This is a genomic window from Luteimonas viscosa, assembly GCF_008244685.1.
GTDB lineage: Bacteria > Pseudomonadota > Gammaproteobacteria > Xanthomonadales > Xanthomonadaceae > Luteimonas > Luteimonas viscosa.
Window position 1 is genome coordinate 668,627 of the sequence record NZ_VTFT01000001.1, and the last position, 22,167, is coordinate 690,793.

General features: G+C 68.9%; 17 protein-coding genes and 1 pseudogene. 6 read left to right on the top strand and 12 right to left on the bottom strand.

From position 1 onward, the window contains the following. Positions 1-133: 133 nt before the first annotated feature. On the top strand, positions 134-361 hold the full coding sequence (locus FZO89_RS03090) for a hypothetical protein (RefSeq protein WP_149101885.1): 228 nt from the start codon (positions 134-136) through the stop codon (positions 359-361). 150 nt (positions 362-511) lie between these two features. Here FZO89_RS03090 and FZO89_RS03095 read toward each other — a convergent pair whose 3' ends face one another. Continuing rightward, positions 512-1,033, bottom strand: coding sequence for a transcriptional repressor (locus FZO89_RS03095; RefSeq protein ID WP_149101886.1), 522 nt, complete (start codon positions 1,031-1,033; stop codon positions 512-514). A 31-nt stretch (positions 1,034-1,064) separates the two neighbouring features. Next, entirely contained in the window at positions 1,065-2,495 is a 1,431-nt protein-coding gene (gene gltX / locus FZO89_RS03100; RefSeq protein WP_149101887.1) for a glutamate--tRNA ligase, read from the bottom strand. A 185-nt stretch (positions 2,496-2,680) separates the two neighbouring features. Between gltX and lpxH the strand changes: the two genes are divergently transcribed. Beyond that, the gene (gene lpxH, locus FZO89_RS03105) at positions 2,681-3,412 is read left to right on the top strand and encodes a UDP-2,3-diacylglucosamine diphosphatase (protein WP_149101888.1); all 732 of its coding nucleotides are present in this window, start codon (positions 2,681-2,683) and stop codon (positions 3,410-3,412) included. Between the two features lie 116 nt (positions 3,413-3,528). Here lpxH and FZO89_RS03110 read toward each other — a convergent pair whose 3' ends face one another. From FZO89_RS03110 to FZO89_RS03135, 6 genes are all read right to left on the bottom strand, one after another. Then, positions 3,529-4,338, bottom strand: a complete 810-nt coding sequence (locus tag FZO89_RS03110; RefSeq protein ID WP_149101889.1) for a ferritin-like domain-containing protein — start codon at positions 4,336-4,338, stop codon at positions 3,529-3,531. Positions 4,339-4,351: 13 nt separating this feature from the next. Further along, on the bottom strand, positions 4,352-5,824 hold the full coding sequence (gene purF / locus FZO89_RS03115) for an amidophosphoribosyltransferase (RefSeq protein ID WP_149101890.1): 1,473 nt from the start codon (positions 5,822-5,824) through the stop codon (positions 4,352-4,354). Between the two features lie 65 nt (positions 5,825-5,889). Beyond that, positions 5,890-6,870 carry an SPOR domain-containing protein gene (locus tag FZO89_RS03120; RefSeq protein ID WP_149101891.1) on the bottom strand — a complete coding sequence of 327 codons (981 nt, stop codon included), beginning with the start codon at positions 6,868-6,870 and terminating at the stop codon, positions 5,890-5,892. Positions 6,871-6,911: 41 nt separating this feature from the next. Beyond that, on the bottom strand, positions 6,912-8,207 hold the full coding sequence (gene folC, locus FZO89_RS03125) for a bifunctional tetrahydrofolate synthase/dihydrofolate synthase (RefSeq protein ID WP_149101892.1): 1,296 nt from the start codon (positions 8,205-8,207) through the stop codon (positions 6,912-6,914). Between the two features lie 163 nt (positions 8,208-8,370). Continuing rightward, positions 8,371-9,018: a histidine phosphatase family protein gene (locus tag FZO89_RS03130; protein WP_149101893.1), complete on the bottom strand. Its 648-nt coding sequence runs from the start codon at positions 9,016-9,018 to the stop codon at positions 8,371-8,373. Positions 9,019-9,130: 112 nt separating this feature from the next. Next, entirely contained in the window at positions 9,131-11,302 is a 2,172-nt protein-coding gene (locus FZO89_RS03135; RefSeq protein WP_149101894.1) for a S46 family peptidase, read from the bottom strand. Between the two features lie 157 nt (positions 11,303-11,459). Here FZO89_RS03135 and tdh point away from each other — a divergent pair, with 157 nt between their 5' ends. Together tdh and kbl are read left to right on the top strand one after the other, a co-directional pair. Continuing rightward, the gene (gene tdh, locus FZO89_RS03140) at positions 11,460-12,494 is read left to right on the top strand and encodes an L-threonine 3-dehydrogenase (protein WP_187471020.1); all 1,035 of its coding nucleotides are present in this window, start codon (positions 11,460-11,462) and stop codon (positions 12,492-12,494) included. Between the two features lie 95 nt (positions 12,495-12,589). Continuing rightward, complete coding sequence (kbl, locus tag FZO89_RS03145) at positions 12,590-13,783, top strand: glycine C-acetyltransferase (protein WP_149101895.1); 1,194 nt, start codon at positions 12,590-12,592, stop codon at positions 13,781-13,783. A 33-nt stretch (positions 13,784-13,816) separates the two neighbouring features. Here kbl and FZO89_RS03150 read toward each other — a convergent pair whose 3' ends face one another. The 3 genes from FZO89_RS03150 to FZO89_RS03160 all read right to left on the bottom strand — a co-directional run bounded on the left by FZO89_RS03150 (position 13,817) and on the right by FZO89_RS03160 (position 16,796). After that, on the bottom strand, positions 13,817-14,473 hold the full coding sequence (locus tag FZO89_RS03150) for a hypothetical protein (protein ID WP_262378504.1): 657 nt from the start codon (positions 14,471-14,473) through the stop codon (positions 13,817-13,819). A gap of 8 nt (positions 14,474-14,481) precedes the next feature. Next, positions 14,482-15,528, bottom strand: coding sequence for an OmpA family protein (locus tag FZO89_RS03155; RefSeq protein WP_149101896.1), 1,047 nt, complete (start codon positions 15,526-15,528; stop codon positions 14,482-14,484). 221 nt (positions 15,529-15,749) lie between these two features. Continuing rightward, positions 15,750-16,796, bottom strand: coding sequence for an OmpA family protein (locus FZO89_RS03160; RefSeq protein ID WP_149101897.1), 1,047 nt, complete (start codon positions 16,794-16,796; stop codon positions 15,750-15,752). A gap of 416 nt (positions 16,797-17,212) precedes the next feature. On the opposite strand from FZO89_RS03160, the pseudogene uvrA reads away from it, so the two are divergent. Next, a pseudogene (uvrA, locus tag FZO89_RS03165) lies at positions 17,213-20,035 on the top strand (excinuclease ABC subunit UvrA); the annotation flags it as partial. A gap of 109 nt (positions 20,036-20,144) precedes the next feature. Continuing rightward, a complete protein-coding gene (locus FZO89_RS03170) occupies positions 20,145-20,591 on the top strand; it encodes an acyl-CoA thioesterase (RefSeq protein WP_149101899.1) in 447 nt (148 codons plus the stop codon). Here FZO89_RS03170 and FZO89_RS03175 read toward each other — a convergent pair. Continuing rightward, a complete protein-coding gene (locus tag FZO89_RS03175; protein ID WP_187471021.1) occupies positions 20,578-21,999 on the bottom strand; it encodes a sigma-54 dependent transcriptional regulator in 1,422 nt (473 codons plus the stop codon). The genes FZO89_RS03170 and FZO89_RS03175 overlap by 14 nt on opposite strands. Positions 22,000-22,167 lie beyond the last annotated feature (168 nt).

Here is a 22,167-nt window from a genome sequence, read left to right on the forward strand (position 1 = left end):
ACAGCGCGGCGCGCCGCCTGGGGCGGGCGCCCCGCCTCTCGGGCCACGCCAGGACGCGACCCGCAGCCTCGCCGCCGGAAGGCCGCGGTCCGGACGAAACCCCGGATTCTTCCCCGGTCGCGCCGGACGATCCTTGATCGTGCGCAATGCAGGCGCGATGGACGCCACCTACGCTGCCTGCGTTGCCACCACACGGAGCGGCGCCACCATGCACCCGATCCTGCGCGAAATGCTGACCGAGCCGGTCGGATGGCTGACGATCATCGGCGCCCTGATCATCCTCGGGCTGCCGTTGTTCACGGCACTGTTCATCCGCCGCAGGATGCGCGCCGACGCGAAGGACGCACACGACCCGCCCTGACCCGAAGCGGCATGCGATCACCCGGTCCGGAGCGGCATGGCGCCGGCCAGCGCTCCACATGATGTCTCGCCCAGCGGACGGCGACCTCGCCGCCGCCAGGCGATGGAAGCGGCGCCCAGCATCCGGTTGCGGATCCCCGCGTCCATCCGCTCAGCCGCGGGTCGCACCCGCGCCATCGTCTTGCTGCCGCGCGCACTCCGCGCACAGCCCGTGCACCTCCAGCGTCTGCGCCTGCGGCACGAAGCCCAGCGCGCGCGCACGCTCGTCGAGCGAAGCGACCACCTGCGCATCCTCCAGCTCCACCGCATTGTGGCAGCGGTCGCAGATCAGGAAGGGCACCGAGTGCTGCGCGCTGTCGGGGTGGTGGCAGGCCACGAAGGCGTTGACCGACTGCAGCTTGTGGATGAAGCCGTTGGCCATCAGGAAATCTAGGGCGCGATAGATGGTGGGAGGCGCGTCGGCCCCGGCGCCCTCGCCCGCGCGCACCATGTCCAGCAGGTCGTAGGCCTTCACCGGGCGCCCGGCCTGCGCGACCAGGCCGAGCACGCGCGCGCGGATCGGGGTCAACCGCAGTCCGCGCTCGTGGCACGCGCGTTCCACCGCGCGCACGAAGCCCTTGGCGTCGTGGACGTGATGGTGCGGGTCGATGCAGCCGTGTTCGGGGATACCCATGGTCCGATGATGGTGCCGGACGCGCGCCGACTCAAGCCGCGCCAGCCGCAGGCACCCGTTCGAGCGCGGCGTCGATGCGTTTCAACGCCTCTGCGCGGCCGGCGAGGTACACCGTGTGCGCGATATCGGGACTGACCTGGGTGCCGGTGATCGCCACCCGCAGCGGCTGCGCCACCTTGCCCATGCCCAGGCCCAGCGCGTCGGCCGTCGCGTGCAGCGCGGCAACGATCGCCTCGACGTTCCATTCCTGCAGCGCGGCCAGGCGCTCGCGCGCGTCCCGCAGCGGTGCGTCGGCACCCGCCTTGAGATGCTTGGCCACGGCCGCGTCGTCGTAGTGCGTCAGCGGGCCGAACCAGACGGCGGCGCGCTCGGCCATCTCCTTCAGCGTCTGCACCCGGTCGCGCAGCGCCACCACGATGTCGGCGGGCGCCGGGCCGTGCGACAGGTCGTAGCCGCACTGGCGCAGTTGCCATTCCAGGTGCGGCGCCACGTGTGCGGGGTCGTCGGCCTTGAGGTACTGCTGGTTGAGCCAGCCGAGCTTGGCCGGATCCAGGCGCGCGGCCTTGGCGTTGACGTTCTCCAGTTCGAACAGGCGCTGCATCTCCTGGATCGAGAAGATCTCCTGGTCGCCATGCGACCAGCCCAGGCGCACCAGGTAGTTGAGCAATGCATGCGGCAGGTAGCCGGCGTCGCGATACTGCATCACGTCGGCGGCACCGGTGCGCTTGGACAGCTTGGCGCCCTGCTCGTCGAGGATCATCGGCAGGTGCGCGAACGCCGGCACCGGGGCGCCGAGGGCGTGGTACAGGTTGATCTGCCGCGGGGTGTTGTTGACGTGGTCGTCGCCGCGGACCACGTCGGTGATGCGCATGTCGATGTCGTCGACCACCACCGCGAAGTTGTAGGTGGCGTAGCCGTCAGGGCGGAAGATCACCAGGTCGTCGAGCTCGCTGTTGGCGATCTCGATCCGGCCCTTGACCTTGTCGTCCCAGGCGACGACGCCGTCGAGCGGGTTGCGGAAACGGATGACGCGGTTCGGATCGTCCTTGCGCGAGGCGTGGTAGTCGGCGGTCTCCTCGCGATCGCGCCAGGCGCCGTTGTAGCGCGGCTTGCCGCCGCTGGCCATCGCCGCCTCGCGCATCGCGTCGAGCTCGGGCTTCGACTCGTAGGCGTAATAGGCCTTGCCCTGCGCCACCAGCGTTTCGGCCGCCTCGCGATAGCGGTCCAGGCGCTGGGTCTGGTAGACCGGACCCTCGTCGTAGTCCAGCCCCAGCCAGGCCATCGCGTCGAGGATCGCGTCGATCGCCGCCCGGGTGCTGCGCTCGCGGTCGGTGTCCTCGATCCGCAGCACGAACTCGCCGCCGCGGTGGCGCGCTTCCAGCCAGCAGTACAGCGCGGTGCGCGCGCCCCCGATATGCAGGTAGCCGGTGGGACTGGGGGCGAAGCGGGTGCGGCAGGTCATGGGCGGGCCGGTCGGGGGAAACGCCGCATTTTACCGGCATCGACCATGGCGGCTCCCGGCCGCCCCGGATGGACCGACGCGCCGTCGGATGGTGGGCGCGCTCCCGGCACCCGGACGCGTCGCGCCATGGACAGGATGACGGGTGGCACGGTGCGCGGACCGGTCCAGGGTCTAGACTTCCGCGGATGACCACGCTGTTCGTCTCCGACCTGCACCTCGACCCCGCCCGACCGGAGATCACGCGGTTGTTCGGCGACTTCCTGGACGGCGAGGCGCGTGGCGCGGATGCGCTCTACATCCTCGGCGACCTGTTCGAGGCCTGGGTGGGCGACGACGATCCTTCTCAGGCCGGCGGCTTCGTTGCCGGGAAGCTGCGTGCGCTTGCCGACGCGGGCGTGCCGGTGTTCTTCCAGCGCGGCAACCGCGACTTCCTCGTCGGCCCGGCCTACGCGCGTCGCGCGGGCATGCGGATCCTGCCGGATCCGGCGGTGGTCGTGGTCGGGCACGAACCGGTGCTGCTCTCGCACGGCGACCTGCTGTGCACCGACGACACCGCATACCAGGCTTTCCGCGCGCAGACCCGCGATCCGGCCTGGCAGGAACGGTTCCTCGCGCAGCCGCTGGAGGCGCGGCTCGCATTCGCCTCACAGGCGCGCGCTGCGAGCGTGGCGCGGCAGGGCGAACTGAAGCAGGACGGGACGATGGAGACGATCACCGACGTCGCCGCGGCGGCGGTCGAGGACATGTTCCTGCGCTACGGGGTGTCGATGCTGATCCACGGCCATACCCATCGTCCGGCCACCCACGCATTGACCGTGGCAGGCCACGCCCGTCGCCGGATCGTACTGGGCGACTGGTACCAGCAGGGTTCGGTCCTGCGCGCCGACGACACCGGTTTCCACCTCGCCGCGCTGTAGCGGCGCCGCCAGGCGCAGCCGCTCCGCCTGCCGACCGGCGGGGCGATTCCAACGTTGCTGCCCTATTGCCTACGCGAAGGGGCGGCTTCGGCACCCGGGTCAGCGTGCGGGCGCGTTCACGAGGCTTCCGCGGCCTGCAGCAGCGCTTCGAGTTCCTCGACGCTGAAGCCTGCCGCGCTGCGCGCCTCGAGGTTGAACGGACCATGCAGGACGGCGCGGGCGTAGCGCGCCAGCAGTTCGCGGAACGTCGACTCCGGCTCGAGGCCTCGACGCCCGCAGTACCAGCGGAACCAGCGGCTGCCGGCGGCGACGTGCGCCACTTCCTCGCGCAGGATCAGCTCGAGCACCGCCACGGTCGCCTCGTCGCCGAGCGCGCGCAGCTTCACGATCATGCCGGGGGTGACGTCCAGGCCACGCGCTTCGAGCACGCGGGGAACCAGCGCCATGCGCTCCAGGCCGTCGTGCGCGGTCTTCTCGCACATCTCCCACAGCCCGTTGTGCGCATCGAAATCGCCGTAGTCGTGGCCGAGCGCCTGCAGCCGCCCGCGCAGCAGGGCGAAGTGCCGCGCCTCGTCGTCGGCGATGCGCACCCAGTCGTCGTAGAACGTTTCCGGCATGCCACGGAAGCGATAGGCCGCATCCCAGGCCAGGTCGACCGCATTGAACTCGATGTGCGCGATCGCATGGACGAACGCGGCGCGCCCCGCGTCGCTGCCCAGGCCGCGCCTCGGCAGCTCGCGCGGATGCACCAGGCGCGGACGCAGCGGGCGTCCGGGCATCCGGATCGGCTCGGGCGGCGCGGCGTCCGCGGGGATCGGCAGTTCGCCGCGCGCAAACGCCGCAGCGTGGACGTGGGTCAGCGCGATCTTGTCGTCGATCGTCGCCGCATCGAGGCATTCGCGCGCGGCTTCGAACAGCGTCGGCATCGCCGCGCCGGCGTCAGAGGGCGAGCCGGCGCTGGCGCTTGGCGTCGTCCGACCGCAACTGCTTGATGCCCTCGAAATAGCCCGGCTCGACGCCGGTCACGTACTCGCCGCTGAAACAGGAACTGTCGAACTTCATGCCCGGGAACTTCGGTCCGGCAACGGCGGTTTCCAGGTCCGCCAGGTCCTGGTAGACCAGCCAGTCGCAGCCGATCATGCGTTCGATCTCTTCCTCGGTACGGCCGTGGGCGATGAGCTCTTCCGGCGTCGGCATGTCGATGCCGTAGATGTTCGGATGGCGCACCGGCGGCGCGGCGGATGCAAGGTAGACCTTGCGCGCGCCGGCATCGCGCGCCATCTGCACGATCTGCTGCGAGGTGGTGCCGCGCACGATCGAATCGTCCACCAGCAGCACCACGCGGTTGCGGAACTCCAGCGTGATCGGGTTGAGCTTGCGCTTGACCGACTTCACCCGCTCGCCCTGCCCCGGCATGATGAAGGTACGGCCGACGTAGCGGTTCTTGATGAAGCCCTCGCGGTACTTCACCCCGAGTACGTTGGCGATCTCCAGCGCCGCGTCGCGCGAGGTGTCGGGGATCGGGATCACGGTGTCGATGTCGTGGTCCGGACGCAGGCGCAGGATCTTCTCGCCCAGGGTCACGCCCATGCGCATGCGCGCCTTGTGCACCGAGATGTTCTCTATCATCGAGTCGGGGCGTGCGAAGTAGACGTATTCGAAGATGCACGGCGCGTGGCCGGCCGGCTCGGCGCACTGGCGGGTATGCAGCTCGCCGCGCGGCGTCACCACGACGCCCTCGCCCGGCGCGATGTCGCGCATGCGCTCGAAACCGAGGATGTCGAGCGCGACCGATTCGGACGCGATCGCGTATTCGTTGCCGGCATCGGTCTCGCGCTTGCCCAGTACCAGGGGACGGATGCCGTGCGGATCGCGGAACGCCACCAGCCCCAGCCCGAGCACGGTCGCCACCGCCGCGTAGCCGCCCCTCGCGCGACGGCCCAGGCCCTCGATCGCGCGGAACGCGGCTTCCGGCGTCAGCGTGCGGCTCTTGTCGAGCTCGTGCGCGAACACGTTGAGCAGCACTTCGGAATCGGACTGAGTGTTGATGTTGCGCCGGTCCTGCTCGAACACCTCGCGCCGCAGCATGTCCGTGTTGATCAGGTTGCCGTTGTGCGCCAGCGCGATGCCGTAGGGCGAGTTGACGTAGAACGGCTGTGCCTCGTCGCTGCCCTCGCTGCCGGCGGTGGGATAGCGGCAGTGGGCGATGCCGACGCGGCCTTCGAGCAGGCGCATGGTCTTCGCATCGAACACGTCGCGCACCAGGCCGTTGCCCTTGTGCACGCGCAACTGGGTGCCGTTGGCGGTGGCGATGCCGGCCGCGTCCTGGCCGCGGTGCTGCAGGACGGTCAGGCCGTCGTACAGCGCGGTCGCGACTTCGGTGGTGGCGACGATGCCGATGATGCCGCACATGGCTGCGTTTCCCGTGGCTGTTGCGAGGTTGCGAGGTTGCTAGCTGGTGGCGGCGGGCCGCCCGCTCAAGGATGCGGACGCACCATTCCATCCAGGCCCGCCCTGGCCTGGACCTGGGCCTTGAGGCGTTCGGCGTCCTGGCGGTCCGGCACCGGGCCGGCCTTGACCCGGGTAAGACGACCCTTGTCGGTGTTCACCGTGTCGGTGAAGGCGGTGATGCCGAGTCCGCGCAGGCGGTCGCGCAGCTTCGTTGCCTCGGCGGCATTGCTGAAGGCGCCGACCTGGACCGAGAAGCCGCCGCTTGCAGCCGCCGGAGCGGCAGGCGTGGCGGCGGCCGGCTTCGGCGCTTCGACAGGCTTCGGCGGGTCGGCCGGCCTGGTGGCGACCGGCTGCGGTTGCGGACGCCGCGGCGTGGCTGCGGGCGCGTCGAGCGCGACCACGCGCGGCGTGACGTCGCCACGCACCTGCGCCGCGCGCACGCGGATGGCCTCGGCCGCCTCGCGCGAGGCGTAGGGCCCGAGGCGCACCCGCTGCGCCGGCTTCCCGTCCAGATCGAAGGGCTCGCTGTAGGCGGTCAGGCCGGCACCCGAGAGCTGGCGGACGATCAATTGCGCATCGCGCTCGTTTGCGAACGCACCGAAATGGACCACATAGTCGCCGCCGCCGGTAGCGGCAGGCCGCATCGGCTCGGCCGGGGTGGCAGGCGTGGCGACGGGCTCCTCGGGCGCGGGCGTTTCGGCCGGCGCCTCCCCGCGCGCCGGCCGCGGCGCGTCGGGTGGCGGATTGGCGGTATCGACAGTTGGCAGCGGATCGCCATCGATCGGCTCGGGAGACCCCAGCACCCCGCCCTGCGGCGCGTCGGCCGGTACGACCAGGGGCAGATCGACCGTCCTGTACTCGCCGTCCGGGGCATCGGGCACGCGCATCGACAGGTCGGATACGCCGCTGTCGGGCGCGGGCCCCTTGACCAGCATCGGCAGGAAGATCACGGCCAGCGCGACCAGTACGGCGGCACCGATCAGGCGCTGTTTGAGTCCGGCATCCATCGGGTTCGGATCGGGTTCGGCAAGAGCGGCGGGCGCGCGGATTATACGCCGCCACCCGCGCCCGCTTCTGAACCTGCGCCCTGCAACGTCCGCAACGCGACTTCCGCGGCGTGGAACGAGCCGAACACCAGCACGCGGTCGCCGGGCCGCGCCGCACTCGACGCCGCCGCCAGCGCGGCAGCGGGATCGACGTGCCGCGAGCCCCCGGCGGCAGGGGAATCGCGCAGCCGCTCGGCCAGCACCTCGACCGCGATGCCCCGCGCCCCGGCCCCGACCGAACCGGCCAGCCACCACGCATCGACCAGTCCTTCGAACGCGGCCACCACGGACGCGGCATCCTTGTCGCCGAGCGCGGCGTAGACCGCATGCGTCCGGGCCGCTGCCGGTACCTTGCGCAGCCAGCTGGCGAGCTCGCGCGCCGCCTGCGGGTTGTGGCCGATATCGACGAATACCTCCACGCCCTCGCGCACGAAGCGCTGCAGCCGCCCCGGTAGATGCGCACTGGCGACGCCGCGGGCAATCACTTCGTCGGCAATGTCGATGTCGAGTGCGCGCAGCGCGGCGATCGCGACCGCGGCGTTGCGCAGTTGCACCGGTGCCGCCAGCGCGGGCAGCGGCAGATCGAGCCGGTAGTCGAGTTCGCGCCATTGCCAGTTCGTGTCGTCGACCTGCTCGAAGAAGAAATCGCTGCCGGCACGGATCGCCGATGCGCCGATCGCGTACGCGTGGCGCAGGACGCTCGCCGGCGGATCGTCGTCGCCCAGCACCAGCGGCTTCCATGCGCGCGCGATGCCGGCCTTCTCGGCACCGATCGCTTCCCGGTCCGCGCCCAGCCAGTCCTGGTGGTCGAGGTCGACCGTGGTGACCACCGCAACATCCGCATCGACCAGGTTGGTCGCGTCCAGGCGCCCGCCGAGCCCGACTTCCAGGATCGCGAGGTCCAGCGCCGCCCGTTCGAAGATCCACAGCGCGGCGATGGTGCCGAACTCGAAGTAGGTCAGCGGCGTGTCGCCGCGCGCGGCTTCCACGACCGCGAAGGCTTCGACCAGCGATCCATCGTCCGCATCGCGGCCGTCGATCCGCACGCGTTCGTTGTAGGCCAGCAGGTGCGGCGAGGTGTAAGCGCCGACACGCAAACCCGCCTCGCGGGCGATCGCATCGACGAACGCGACGGTGGACCCCTTGCCGTTGGTGCCCGCGATCGTCATCACCCGCCGCGCCGGCCGCGCCAACCCGAGGCGCGCGGCCACGGCACGCACGCGCTCCAGCCCCAGCTCGATCCCGGCCGGATGCTGTCGCTCGATATGGACGAGCCAGTCGGGGAGTGTCGTAGGCATGTCAGGGTCCGGGCTTCGTCTCGCCAATACAGTGCGGAAACGCCCGCAGGCTGCGCCGGGTGTACCGGCCTGGCCCGCCACCGGCGATCACGCCGTGGGGCGATGGGGCGCCGGGCGCGGCCCACCCCCTTCCGCGGGGTTCCGTCGTCTCCGGATGCAGGCGCTACAGCGCCCGGTGCACGGCCTCGCCGAAGAACGCGGTGTGGTGCGAGCAATCGTTCAGCCGCACCACCTCCAGGCTCCCGAGGTCGTCGCCTTCGAGGAGGTTGAGCGTGGTCGGCGCCTGGCGGAAGGTCCACAGCTTCGACAGCGGGATGCCCAGCACGTGGCACAGCAGCACCCGGTTGACCGCATCGTGCGCCACGAGCAACAGCGTGTCCTGGGCTTCGAGTCCCTCCACCGACCATTCCAGCGCCTCCCAGGCGCGGCGGAACACCTGCTTGATCGATTCGCCACCCCCGGGCATCAGCACGGTATCGGGGGCCTCCCGCCAGGCGCGCAGCAGGTCCGGATCGCGCTCGGCGATCTCGCTTGCCAGCAGGCCTTCCCAACTGCCGTGGGCTATCTCCATGAAGCCCATCTCGGTGGTGAGCATCGGCGCGCGCAGTTCGCCCAGCGCGTATTGCGCGGTGTGATAGGCGCGCGTCAGCGGCGAACTGACCGCCCTGTCGATGCGCACGTCCCGCAGGCGTTCCCCCAACAGGCGCGCCTGCTTCTCGCCCACCGGCGACAAGGGGATGTCTTCCTGGCCCTGGTAACGGCCTTCGGCGTTCCACGGCGTCTCGCCATGGCGGGCAAGCAGGATTCTCATGCGGCAGCGGGTTCCTGATCTGGACAGATGCCCGCGGCTCCCCCGGGCGGCGCCTAGTCTAAGCGATGCCGCACGCCCGTTGCCTCGCGGCCCGTCCGATGCCCCCTGGAGCTCACCGCTTCGGCGCGACCCCCATCTCCTGCAGCAGGTGCGGGGCCGGGTAGACCTCCTGCATGATCCAGCGCATGTAGCGCTGGTCCACCGAAATCGTGCGGGTCATGTCCGCATCGAACACCCAGTTGGACACCACCGCTTCCCAGTTCATGTCGAACAGCAGGCCCACCAGCTTGCCGCGCGCATCGAGCACCGGCGACCCGGAGTTGCCGCCGGTGACGTCGAGATCGGACAGGAAGTTCACCGGCACGGTACGCAGCCGGCGATCGGCGAGGCCTCCATGGCGTTTGCCGGCGATCGCGTCGAGCAGCGCCTGCGGCGCGTCGAACGGCGCTTCACCGGTGGCCTTCGCCGCAACCTCTTCCAGCCGCGTGAACGGCTGCTGCGCGGAGCCGTCGAGCCTGGTGTATGGCTTGACGTTGCCGAAGGTGATGCGCAGCGATGAGTTCGCATCCGGATAGACGAACCCGCCCTGGCTCCTGCGATAGTCCGCGACCGCCTGCAGGTAGGTCGCGCGCGCGTCCAGCCGCTCGCCGGCGCGCGCCTTTCCACGCTGCTCGATCTCCAGCAGCGTGGGCATGATCGCAACCGCATAGCGGATCGCCGGATCGCGACTCGATTCGAACGCCTCGCGATCGGCCTGCAACCAGCCCATCCGGGTTTCGGTATCGCCGAGCTCCGTCTTCGCCAATCCGTCCAGCGCCCGATCGATCGCCGCGGTGTCGTGGTCGCCCAGCCACTTGTCGAGCGCCGGCAGCCGCTGCGCCGCGGGCAGCCTGGCGTACTGGTCGAGCCAGTAGCGCTGCAGTTCGCGATCCATCTCCGCGACGTAGCGCTTTTCCATCTGCCGCAGCCCGCCCTCGATCGTGGGCAGGTCGCGGTCCTGGTAGCCCTGCTCGCGCGCGGCGTCGGCCTTGTCGCGCTCGATCGCGAGGCGGTACAGCGTGGTCGCGGCGGAGATCGCGCCAGTGTTCTGGAACATGCGCAGGACCAGATCCCGCTCGCGGGTCGCATGCTCGGCATCATCCAGCGCCACGAGCCGCGCGTGGGCCGAGATCGCAGCCGCACCCTCGTCGCCACGCGTGCGCAGCCACGCCAGGACCGCGGCCTCTTCCGATCGCTTGGCCTCGGCGGCCCCGGTTCGCGCGAAGCCGGTGAGCTGGCCCTCGTAGTTCTTCATGACGTTTTCCCAGCCGCGCAGGGTGCTGGCGTACCTGACCTCGATGTCGGGCTCCGTCCTGCCACGCTCGCGGACCAGCGCGGTCAATGCGCGGTAGTGGCGCACCAGGGTCGGATAGGCCCACTGCTCGGTATCCTCGAACTCGCCGGCGAGCGCATAGCGGCTGGTGCGGCCCGGATAGCCGGCCGCCATCACGAAATCGCCCGCCCGCAGCGGACGGTCGGCGATCTCCAGCCATCGCTTGGGCTGGTACGGCACGTTGTCGTCGGAGAACGCCGCCGGTTTGCCGTCGCGTCCGACATAGGCCCGGTAGAACGCGAAATCGCCGGTGTGGCGCGGCCACATCCAGTTGTCGACCTCGCCACCGTAGTTGCCGATGCTGCCGGGCGGCGCGTAGGCGAGGCGGACGTCGCGGATCTCGAGGTTGCGGAACAGCCGGTAGGTATTGCCGCCGAGGAAGCTGTAGAGGCTGCAGCGGTAACCCGGTTCCGCTTCGCACTCGGCGATCAGCCGCTTCTCGACCGCATCCAGCGCCTGCGTCCGCTCCAGCGGACCGGACGCCGCAGCGATGGCCGCCTGCACGCGCTGGGTGACGTCGGTGATCGCGTCGAGCGCGTAGATGCGGGCGTTCGGACCGGCGGTGATTTCGTCGGCATGCGTGGCGGCATTGAAGCCATCGCGCATCAGGTTCTTCTCCGGGGTCGAGTTCAGCTGGATCGCGCCATAGGCGCAGTGATGGTTGGTCACCACCAGGCCCTGCGGCGAAACGAAACTCGCGGTGCAGCCGCCCAGCGACACTACCGCGCCCAACGGATCGCCGGTGAGGTCGGCGAACTGGGCGGGATCGAGCTTCAGCCCGGCCTTCTTCAGCGGCGCGGCGATCTCGGGCAGCTGCTGCGGCACCCACATGCCCTCGGCGGCGTGGACGTTCGCCAGGCCGGCGGCGGCGATGGCGGACAGGGCGACTGCGAGGCGGCGAAGGCTGGGCATGCGGCGGACCGGGGAGTCGGGAAAGCCGCAGTCTAGCCACTCGTGTGGCCAACGGGCCATGACGATGGTCATGGCCGCAAGCCGCGTCCGGGGAAATGGCACGAAGGCCGCGGGCGTATAATTCGCACCCTGTCTTCCACGAGGCGACGCTCATCCCATGGGCCGAATGATGAAGGCGCTGGTCAAGCGCGAAGCCGCGAAAGGCATCTGGATGGAGCAGGTGCCGGTGCCCGAGCCGGGTCCGAACGAGGTGCTGATCAAGCTCGAGAAGACCGCGATCTGCGGCACCGACCTGCACATCTACCTGTGGGACGAGTGGAGCCAGCGCACCATCAGGCCGGGACTGGTCATCGGACACGAGTTCGTCGGCCGCGTCGCCGAGCTCGGCCCCGGTGTCGGCGGCTACGTCGTCGGCCAGCGCGTCTCGGCCGAGGGACATATCGTCTGCGGGCACTGCCGCAACTGCCGCGCCGGCAAGCAGCACCTGTGTCCGAACACCGTGGGCATCGGCGTGAACCGGGATGGCGCCTTCGCCGAATACATCGTGATGCCGGCCAGCAACCTTTGGCCGATCCCGGACCAGATCCCGAGCGAGCTGGCCGCGTTCTTCGATCCCTACGGCAATGCCGCGCACTGCGCGCTGGAGTTCGACGTGGTCGGGGAGGACGTGCTGATCACCGGCGCCGGTCCGATCGGGGTGATGGCAGCCGGCATCTGCAAGCACATCGGTGCGCGCAACGTGGTGGTCACCGACGTCAACGACTACCGGCTCAAGCTCGCCGCCGACATGGGCGCCACCCGAGTGGTCAACGTCGCCAACGCGTCGCTGAAGGAAGTCATGGCCGACCTGCACCTGGAAGGCTTCGACGTGGGCCTGGAGATGAGCGGCAACCCGCGTGCCTTCAATGACATGCTCGACGCGATGTATCACGGCGGCAAGGTCGCCCTGCTCGGCATCCTGCCCAAGGGCGCCGGCGTGGACTGGGACCGCATCATCTTCAAGGGCCTCACCGTGCAGGGCATCTACGGCCGCCGCATGTACGAGACCTGGTACAAGATGACCCAGCTGGTGCTGTCGGGATTCCCGCTGGGCAAGGTCCTGAGCCACCAGTTGCCTGCCGACGAATTCCAGAAGGGGTTCGACCTGATGGAATCGGGCAAGTCGGGCAAGGTGGTGCTGTCCTGGAATTGAGGGAGCGTCATTGGTGATTCGTGGCTGGTGGTTCGACGGACATCGACGCGTATCCCGCTTCTTCCGGATCACGAATCACGAATCGCGGAATCCACATGTCATTGACCGAACGCTACGCCGCCACGCTTGACGAGATCCGCGCCGCCGGGCTGTTCAAGTCCGAGCGCGTCATCACCTCTCCGCAGTCGGCGGAGATCACGCTGGCCGACGGCCGCAGGGTCCTGAACTTCTGCGCCAACAACTATCTCGGCCTGGCCGACCATCCGGACATCGTCGCCGCGGCGAAGCAGGCGCTGGATACGCACGGTTTCGGCATGGCGTCGGTGCGCTTCATCTGCGGCACCCAGGACCTGCACAAGCAGCTCGAGCGCACCATCTCGTCGTTCTTCGGCAAGCAGGACACGATCCTGTACGCCGCCTGCTTCGATGCCAACGGCGGCCTGTTCGAACCGCTGCTGGACGAGAACGACGCGATCATTTCGGATGCGTTGAACCACGCCTCGATCATCGACGGCGTCCGCCTGTGCAAGGCGAAGCGCTTCCGCTACGGCAACTGCGACATGGCCGACCTGGAGAAGCAGCTGCAGGCCGCGGACGCGGCGGGTTGCCGCACGAAGCTGATCACCACTGACGGCGTGTTCTCGATGGACGGCTTCATCGCGCCACTGGACGAGATCACGTCGCTCGCATCGAAGTACGGCGCGCTGGTGCACATCGACGAATGCCACGCCACCGGCTTTCTCGGCGCCACCGGGCGCGGTTCGGCCGAGGTCAGGGGCGTGCTCGATCGCATCGACATCATCACCGGCACCTTGGGCAAGGCGATGGGCGGCGCCCTGGGCGGCTTCACCACCGCCAGCGCGGAAGTGATCGAACTGCTGCGCCAGCGCTCGCGTCCGTACCTGTTCTCGAACTCGCTGCCGCCGCACGTCGTGGCGGCCGGCACGACTGCGTTCGAGATGCTCGATGCGGCGGGCGACCTGCGCGAGCGACTCGCCGCCAACACCGCATACTTCCGCGGGAAGATGACCGAAGCCGGCTTCGACATCAGGCCCGGCATGCATCCGATCTGCCCGGTGATGCTGTACGACGCGCCGCTGGCGCAGCGTTTCGCGCAGCGGCTGCTGGAAGAAGGCATCTACGCCATCGGCTTCTTCTTTCCAGTGGTGCCGAAGGACCAGGCGCGCATCCGCACGCAGATGTCCGCCGCCCACACACGCGCGCATCTCGACCACGCGATAGACGCGTTCACGCGCATCGGGCGCGAGCTGGGCGTGCTGGAGGGCTGAGCCGGACGCTGGGACGCGAGGGCTCGTCGTCGGCTACTGCTCCGGCGTCTCGACCGGCGCAGGCGACGCGGCGGCCGGGGCGGCATTGGGATCGACGCGGCGACCGGCGCTGTAGCCATTGGCCTGCAGCCAGGCGTCGAAATCGTCGGCCGTCATGCGCTTGCCGTTCTGGGTCATGTTGAACCGGTACGGCGTGTTGTCGTGTTCGGTCTTCTTGACGTAGCCGGCTGCGCCGGGCGCGATCATGGCGCCAGCGGCGGGCACCGCGGCGGCGACGTTCTGGCAGCCTTCCAGACGCAGGCGCCACAGCACGTTGTCGACCGACTGCGATTCGTCGAGATCCGGCGCCAGTACGCCCCGCTGCGATCCGAGCTGGGGATTCACGGTCGCGAATCCCGCTGCCACGGGCAACAACACCGTCGGCCGCACCGCAAGCGGTTGTGACAGGGCGGCGCCCTGGCACTGGGTGGAGGCATGTGCGGTCAGGGCACCCATCGACAACAACACAACCGCCAGTCCACGCATGCCCCGAACTCCCACGACTAGATTGCGGCGGAGTGTAGCAGCGCGATCGATGCAGGCAAGCCTCGGCGCATCGCGCGCTCCCCTGCGACCGCAAGCCACCAGCAGGGCATTGCCCAGAAGCAGGAAGCCCGGCACGAGGCCGGGCTTCCTGTTCAGCGGCTTCAACGCCAGGATCAGTTCTGGACGTTGAGCTCGGTGCGGCGGTTGACCTCGCTCTTGCAGCCCGGCAGCGTCTGCGCCGTCGGCTCCAGCGGACGGCTCTCGCCGTAACCCACCGGACCCATCAGGCGACCGGCGTCGATGCCGTTGCTGGTCAGGTAGTCGTACACCGCCGAAGCACGACGCTCCGACAGGCTCTGGTTGTAGGCGTCCGTACCGCACAGGTCGGTATGGCCCGCCACCTCGACCCGCAGGTCCGGATAGCGCTTCAGGATCTCCACAGCCTCGTTCAGGATCGACACCGCGTCAGGACGCAGGGTCGAACGGTCGAAGTCGAAGTTCACCCCGTTCAGGTCGATCGTGATCGGGGCCGGCGGCGGCGGCGGGGCCGGTTCGGCCGGCGGCGGCGGCGGCGGCGGAGCCACCGGCGCGGTCGGCTCCGGACCCAGCGGGATCACCACGCCCACCGACGCGATCACGTCGCTGAAGTAGCTCTCTTCCTGCTGGTGCGGATAGCCCGACGAATCCACGCCGCTCTCGGCCGCGTAGCTCTGATCGTCGAAATCGAAGCGCGTGGCCAGTTCGGCACGGACCGCGACGCGGCGGCTGAAGTCACTCTGCACGCCCACGCCCAGCTTCGCAGCCAGGTTGCCGTCTTCACGCTGGGCCGGCGAATCCGGGTCCGGGAATGCGTCGTACTCTTCCTCCGAGCGCTGGTAGCCCAGGCCGAACAGCACGTACGGCGCCCAGTTGCGCTCCTCGGACATGAAGTGGCGACGCAGGTCCAGCGAAATGCCGTACTGGCTCCACAGCAGGTCGCTGTTGTGCTCGAAACTCGGGTTCTGGTAGTTCAGCGCGCCCTCGACCGACCAGGTCGGGCTGATGAACTTGCCCAGGCCCAGACCCAGGGCGTAGGCATCCTCCGTACGGCGGTCTTCGTCCTGCAGGTTGTAGCCCACCGAACCGGTGACATACCAGCGATCGTCGAATTCCTGCGCAGACGCGGCCTGCGCCACGGCCATACCCGCCAGCAAGGCGGCGCTCAACAAGCGGATTTTCATTTGGAAGACTCCTTGAGATGTCCGGAAGATGAAACACACGACTGGGGCCGCAAAACTGAATCCTGTCTGCGCCCGGGCTTATAGAAAGCAGGCCAAGCCATTGTTCCAATGGATGGTGCCGCTGAATGATACCACATCAGAAACGGTTTCTTAACAACTACGCAGCGATGGAGAGACCGGCGACCAGGCCATCGGATGGCCTGGCCGCCATGTCGTCGGCCTCAGTTCTGGACGTTGAGCTCGGTGCGGCGGTTGACCTCGCTCTTGCAGCCCGGCAGCGTCTGCGCCGTCGGCTCCAGCGGACGGCTCTCGCCGTAACCCACCGGACCCATCAGGCGACCGGCGTCGATCCCGTTGCTGGTCAGGTAGTCGTACACCGCCGAAGCACGACGCTCCGACAGGCTCTGGTTGTAGGCGTCCGTACCGCACAGGTCGGTATGGCCCGCCACCTCGACCCGCAGGTCCGGATAGCGCTTCAGGATCTCCACCGCCTCGTTCAGGATCGACACCGCGTCAGGACGCAGGGTCGAACGGTCGAAGTCGAAGTTCACCCCGTTCAGGTCGATCGTGATCGGGGCCGGCGGCGGCGGCGGGGCCGGTTCGGCCGGCGGCGGCGGCGGCGGCGGAGCCACCGGCGCGGTCGGCTCCGGACCCAGCGGGATCACCACGCCCACCGACGCGATCACGTCGCTGAAGTAGCTCTCTTCCTGCTGGTGCGGATAGCCCGACGAATCCACGCCGCTCTCGGCCGCGTAGCTCTGATCGTCGAAATCGGCCCGATAGGCCACTTCGGCACGGACCGCGACGCGACTGGAGAAGTCTCCCTGCAGGCCCACACCCACCTTGGCGGCCAGATTGCCGTCCTCACGCTGGGCCGGCGAATCCGGGTCCGGGAATGCGTCGTACTCTTCCTCCGAGCGCTGGTAGCCCAGGCCGAACAGCACGTACGGTGCCCAGTTGCGCTCCTCGGAAATGAAGTGACGACGCATGTCCAAGGAGATGCCGTACTGGCTCCAATTCAAATCGCTGTTGTGAGTGAAGCTCGGATTCTGGTAGTTCAGCGCGCCTTCCACCGACCAGGTAGGGCTGATGAACTTGCCCAGGCCCAAGCCCAGCGCAAAATCGTCATCCGTGCGGCGATCTTCGTCCTGCAGGTTGTAGCCCACCGAACCGGTGACATACCAGCGATCGTCGAATTCCTGCGCAGACGCGGCTTGCGCCACACCAAGGCCACCTAGCAGCGCGAGGCTGAGGAGTTTCATCTTCATCATTCCAGTTCCTTTGAAGGGCTTGCCAATTCGTCTTTATTTATTTACCCGGCCGCGCCTGCACGACCCCGGTGCGTCTGTCTTGAGCACTTCCGTCCGGCGCATGCACGCTGAACGGACGCCGGCAGGTTAGATTCAGAGCCGTGAAGGGCGCGTTAACAACGAAATAACGTCTTGCCCGACGTCATCGAACAGGCGCCGCGCCCATGTTCCCCGGACTGGCGGGGCGGGGCCGCACGTGCCGGCTTCCCGGAGATCGCCGCCATGCCTGCCTGTCTCGCCAACTGAGACGGGTCGCCGCGAGACTGGCGTTTTCGGCATTTGCCCCCACATCGGCGGCTCGCTAGGCTGATCGATTCCCGTTTCCCTGTCCGCCCGGCTGCCCTCCCCCAAGCCCCCTACCGGAATCCTGTCCGATGGCGATGGACACCATCCGCATTCGCGGTGCCCGTACCCACAACCTGAAGAATGTCGACCTCGACCTGCCGCGCGACAAGCTGATCGTGATCACCGGGCTGTCGGGCTCGGGCAAGTCGTCGCTGGCGTTCGACACCATCTACGCCGAGGGCCAGCGCCGCTACGTGGAGTCGCTGTCGGCCTACGCGCGGCAGTTCCTGAGCGTGATGGAGAAACCGGACGTCGACCACATCGAGGGTCTGTCGCCCGCGATCTCGATCGAGCAGAAATCGACCTCGCACAACCCGCGTTCCACCGTCGGCACGATCACCGAGATCTACGACTACCTGCGCCTGCTTTACGCCCGCGTCGGTCTCCCCCGCTGCCCCGACCACGGCTACCCGCTGGAAGCCCAGACCGTCAGCCAGATGGTGGACCAGGTGCTCGCGCTCGATCCCGACCAGCGCTGGATGCTGCTGGCGCCGGTGGTGCGCGAGCGCAAGGGCGAGCATGCGCAGGTATTCGAGCAGTTGCGCGCGCAGGGGTACGTGCGCGTGCGCGTCGACGGCGTCCTCCACGAGATCGACGCGGTGCCCCCGCTGGCGCTGCGCCAGAAGCACACGATCGAAGCGGTGATCGACCGCTTCAAGGTGCGTGAGGACCTCAAGCAGCGCCTGGCGGAATCCTTCGAGACCGCCCTCAAGCTCGGTGACGGCATGGCCTCGGTGCACGCGATCGACGACGAATCGGCCGCCCCCCTGCTGTTTTCCTCGAAGTACAGCTGCCCGGTGTGCGACTACGCGCTGCCCGAGCTGGAACCGCGTTTGTTCTCCTTCAATTCTCCGGTTGGCGCCTGCCCGACCTGCGATGGTCTCGGCGTGTCGCAGTTCTTCGACCCGGCGCGCGTGGTCGTGCATCCGGAACTGTCGATGGCCGCGGGCGCGGTGCGCGGCTGGGACCGTCGCAACGCCTACTACTTCCAGCTGATCCAGTCGCTTGCGAAGCACTACGGGTTCAGCGTCGATACGCCCTGGCAGGATCTCACCGAGAAATCGCGCGAAGCGGTGCTGTTCGGCAGCGGCGGTACCACCATCACCTTCAGCTACATCACCGACGCCGGCGGCCGCACCCAGCGCAAGCACCGCTTCGAGGGCATCGTGCCGAACCTCGAGCGTCGCTACCGCGAAACCGAATCCGCGGCGGTGCGCGAGGAGCTGGCGAAGTACATCAGCGAACGCCCCTGCGTCGACTGCGGCGGCGCCCGGCTGAACCGGTCCGCGCGCAACGTGTTCGTCGCGGAACGGCCGTTGCCCGACCTCGTGGTCATGCCGATCGACGAGGCGCTGCGCTTCTTCGGCGAGCTGCACCTGCCCGGCTGGCGCGGCGAGATCGCGGACAAGATCGTCAAGGAGATCCGCGAGCGACTGAGCTTCCTGGTCGATGTCGGCCTCGACTACCTCACCCTCGAACGCAAGGCCGACACCCTCTCCGGCGGCGAGGCGCAGCGCATCCGCCTGGCGTCCCAGATCGGCGCCGGGCTGGTCGGCGTGATGTACGTCCTCGACGAGCCGAGCATCGGCCTGCACCAGCGCGACAACGAGCGCCTGCTGGGCACACTGACGCGGCTGCGCGACCTCGGCAACACCGTCATCGTGGTCGAGCACGACGAGGATGCGATCCGGCTCGCGGACCACATCGTCGACATCGGTCCCGCCGCCGGCGTGCACGGCGGCGAAGTTGTCGCGCAGGGCACGCTCGACGACGTGTTGAAGGCGCCGCGTTCGCTCACCGGGCAGTACCTGTCCGGCAAGCGCCAGATCGCGGTCCCTTCGCGGCGCCACAAGCCCAATCCGAAGATGCAGCTGCAACTGCTGGGCGCGTCCGGGAACAACCTCAAGCACGTCGACCTCAACATTCCCTCGAGCCTGTTCACCGCGATCACCGGCGTGTCCGGATCGGGCAAGTCGACCCTGATCAACGACACCCTGTATGCGCTCGCAGCCAACGAGATCAACGGCGCCTCGCACAAGGCGGCGCCCTACCGCGAGGTCCACGGCCTGGACCTTTTCGACAAGGTGGTCGACATCGACCAGTCGCCGATCGGCCGCACGCCGCGTTCCAACCCGGCGACCTACACCGGCCTGTTCACGCCGCTGCGCGAGCTGTTCGCCCAGGTGCCCGAATCGCGCGCGCGCGGCTACTCGCCCGGCCGCTTCAGCTTCAACGTGCGCGGCGGCCGTTGCGAAGCCTGCCAGGGCGATGGCCTGATCAAGGTCGAGATGCACTTCCTGCCGGACGTGTACGTCCCCTGCGACGTCTGCCACGGCAAGCGCTACAACCGCGAGACGCTCGAGATCCTGTACAAGGGTTACAGCATCCACGACGTGCTGGACATGACGGTCGAGGACGCCCTCGCCCTGTTCGAGCCGGTGCCGTCGATCTCGCGCAAGCTCGAGACCCTGCTCGACGTCGGCCTGAGCTACATCAAGCTCGGCCAGCCCGCGACCACGCTTTCCGGCGGCGAGGCGCAGCGGGTGAAGCTGTCGAAGGAGCTCTCCCGCCGCGACACCGGACGCACGCTGTACATCCTCGACGAACCGACCACCGGCCTGCACTTCCACGACATCGAACACCTGCTGGCGGTGCTGCACAAGCTGCGCGACGACGGCAATACGGTGGTGGTGATCGAGCACAACCTGGACGTGATCAAGACCGCCGACTGGGTGGTCGACCTCGGACCGGAAGGCGGCCATCGCGGCGGCATGATCATCGCCGAAGGCACGCCGGAACAACTGGCGGCGATGCCGCAGTCGCACACCGGCCGCTTCCTCGCCAAGACCCTCGGGCTCGAGGACAAGCCCCGCAGGCGGCGCTCGGCGGCCTGAGCCGTCGGCGCCGCCAGGCGCCGGCCACTTTTCCGCAACCGCATCCGCACGACCGGGTCCGACCACGATGAGCCTCGACAACCGCACCGCCCTGTTCCGCATGCCGCTCGAGCTGCGCTGGCGCGACCTCGACGCGTTCAACCACGTCAACAACTCGAATTTCATGACCTACCTCGAGGAGGCGCGGATCCGCTGGTTCGACTCGCTCGACGAGCCCTGGCTGACCGAGTCGACCGCGCCGTTGCTGGCGGCGGTGCAGATGAACTACCGCGTTCCCATTCCCTACCCGTCACGGGTGATCGTGGAGCTGTTCGCGGACCGCGTCGGCAACACCAGCGTCACCATCGGCCACCGCATCGCCAGCGAGGACGGGACCGTGCTGCACGCGGATGGCAATGTGGTGATCGTGTGGGTCGATCGTGCCAGCGGCCGGCCGACGCCGCTGCCGGCGTTCGTGCGTTCGGTCGCCGGGGGAGGCGCGGCTTCCGCCGCCTCGTCGTTCAGCGCGCCCTGACCAGCGCCAGGCGGCGGTCGAACGCGTCGCCGCCGGCGTGGTGCAGGTCATGGCGGTGCAGCAGGCGGTACAGGGTCACCCTCGAGATCCCGAGTTCCTCCGCGGCCATCGCCAGCCGGTAGCCGCTGCGCGCCAGCGCGCGTTCGATCGCCGCACGCTCGCCCTCGCGCCGCGCGAGGTCGAGGGTCCGGGACGCGTCGCCGTCGCCGGACGGATCCTCGAGCCCCAGGTCACGGGCGGAAATGTAGCAACCGTCGGCCATCACCATCGCCTCGCGTATCCGGTTGATCAGTTCGCGCACGTTGCCCGGCCACGGGTGACGCTGCAGAGCGCGCAACGCCCCGGGGGTGAAGCCCTTGAAGCGGAAACGTCCTTCGCGCGCATGCAGCCGAAGGGCATGTCGGGCGATGAGTTCGATGTCGCCCATGCGCTCGCGCAGGGGCGGCATCTGCAGTTCGATCACCCGCAGGCGGTGGTAGAGGTCGACCCGGAAGCGCCCCTCCTCGACCGCCTGCGCCAGGTCCACGTGCGTCGCCGACACGATCCGGGCGTCCACCTCGATCGCGCAAGTGCCGCCCAGCCGTTCGATCGTGCCCTGCTCGAGGAAGCGCAGCAGCGAGGCCTGCGACTCCGTCGGCAGGTCGGCCACCTCGTCCAGGAACAACGTGCCGCGGTGGGCCATCTCGATCCGGCCCAGCTTGCGCTGTGTCGCGCCGGTGAAGGCGCCGCGCTCGTAGCCGAACAGTTCCGACTGGATCAGGCTGTGCGGGATGGCGCCGCAGTTGATGCCGACGAACGGCATCTTGCTGCGCGTCGACTGGCGGTGGATCGCGGTCGCGGCCAGCTCCTTGCCGGTGCCGGTCTCGCCCGACAGGAACACGGGTGCCTCGCTCGCAGCTGCCCGCAGCAGCCGGACCGCCAACCGTCGCACCGCCGTGCTTTCGCCGACCATGCCCTCGATCGCAGGTGCGGCCATGCCTTCCGCGCAGTCCTCGTCCAGCGCCGCCATGCCCTGGGCATGCCCTAGCACGGTCGCCAGCAGTTCCCGTTCGCAGGGCCAGGTCACGTAGTCGTGGCAGCATTCGCGCACCAGGTTGCGCAAGGGCTGTAGCGCGAGTTGCCCGGCTTCCAGGATGGCCACCCAGGCCACCTGCCTGGCCGCCAGCGCCTCGGCGAGCGCCGGGCGCCGCCGCAACGACTGCAATCCACCCTCGTCCAGGCCTCGCAGATCCAGAAGGGCCACGCAGGGCGCACGACGACCCGCCACGTGACGCAGCACGGATTCGTCGTCCGGAGTCGAACGCAGGCGCCAGCCGGCCGCGAGGGCCGCTTCCTCCAGTCCCGCGTCCTCGACACCGACCGGTCCGTGGAAGCGCAAGGTTTCGCGCAGTTCCGGGCACGCGGGCATACGAGATCTCCCTGCACCCGCCCCCTCGGGCTGCCTTCCATTCGTTGTCTCCAAACAACGCGGGGCGGGGCCGGCATCGGCCACCGCGAGGCGGCCCGACGCGCAGACGGGACGATCGTGGCGGGGATCGGGGCGCCGGACGCCTGCAGGACACCACGCCATCGTTCG

What these genes read in the sequence shown, in the direction of transcription:
- FZO89_RS03095 (WP_149101886.1), bottom strand. Translation starts at nt 1,033, where the DNA reads ATGGGTATCCCCGAACACGGCTGCATCGACCCGCACCATCACGTCCAC.
- gltX (WP_149101887.1), bottom strand. Translation starts at nt 2,495, where the DNA reads ATGACCTGCCGCACCCGCTTCGCCCCCAGTCCCACCGGCTACCTGCAT.
- lpxH (WP_149101888.1), top strand. Translation starts at nt 2,681, where the DNA reads ATGACCACGCTGTTCGTCTCCGACCTGCACCTCGACCCCGCCCGACCG.
- FZO89_RS03110 (WP_149101889.1), bottom strand. Translation starts at nt 4,338, where the DNA reads ATGCCGACGCTGTTCGAAGCCGCGCGCGAATGCCTCGATGCGGCGACG.
- purF (WP_149101890.1), bottom strand. Translation starts at nt 5,824, where the DNA reads ATGTGCGGCATCATCGGCATCGTCGCCACCACCGAAGTCGCGACCGCG.
- FZO89_RS03120 (WP_149101891.1), bottom strand. Translation starts at nt 6,870, where the DNA reads ATGGATGCCGGACTCAAACAGCGCCTGATCGGTGCCGCCGTACTGGTC.
- folC (WP_149101892.1), bottom strand. Translation starts at nt 8,207, where the DNA reads ATGCCTACGACACTCCCCGACTGGCTCGTCCATATCGAGCGACAGCAT.
- FZO89_RS03130 (WP_149101893.1), bottom strand. Translation starts at nt 9,018, where the DNA reads ATGAGAATCCTGCTTGCCCGCCATGGCGAGACGCCGTGGAACGCCGAA.
- FZO89_RS03135 (WP_149101894.1), bottom strand. Translation starts at nt 11,302, where the DNA reads ATGCCCAGCCTTCGCCGCCTCGCAGTCGCCCTGTCCGCCATCGCCGCC.
- tdh (WP_187471020.1), top strand. Translation starts at nt 11,460, where the DNA reads ATGGGCCGAATGATGAAGGCGCTGGTCAAGCGCGAAGCCGCGAAAGGC.
- kbl (WP_149101895.1), top strand. Translation starts at nt 12,590, where the DNA reads ATGTCATTGACCGAACGCTACGCCGCCACGCTTGACGAGATCCGCGCC.
- FZO89_RS03155 (WP_149101896.1), bottom strand. Translation starts at nt 15,528, where the DNA reads ATGAAAATCCGCTTGTTGAGCGCCGCCTTGCTGGCGGGTATGGCCGTG.
- FZO89_RS03160 (WP_149101897.1), bottom strand. Translation starts at nt 16,796, where the DNA reads ATGAAGATGAAACTCCTCAGCCTCGCGCTGCTAGGTGGCCTTGGTGTG.
- FZO89_RS03170 (WP_149101899.1), top strand. Translation starts at nt 20,145, where the DNA reads ATGAGCCTCGACAACCGCACCGCCCTGTTCCGCATGCCGCTCGAGCTG.
- FZO89_RS03175 (WP_187471021.1), bottom strand. Translation starts at nt 21,999, where the DNA reads ATGCCCGCGTGCCCGGAACTGCGCGAAACCTTGCGCTTCCACGGACCG.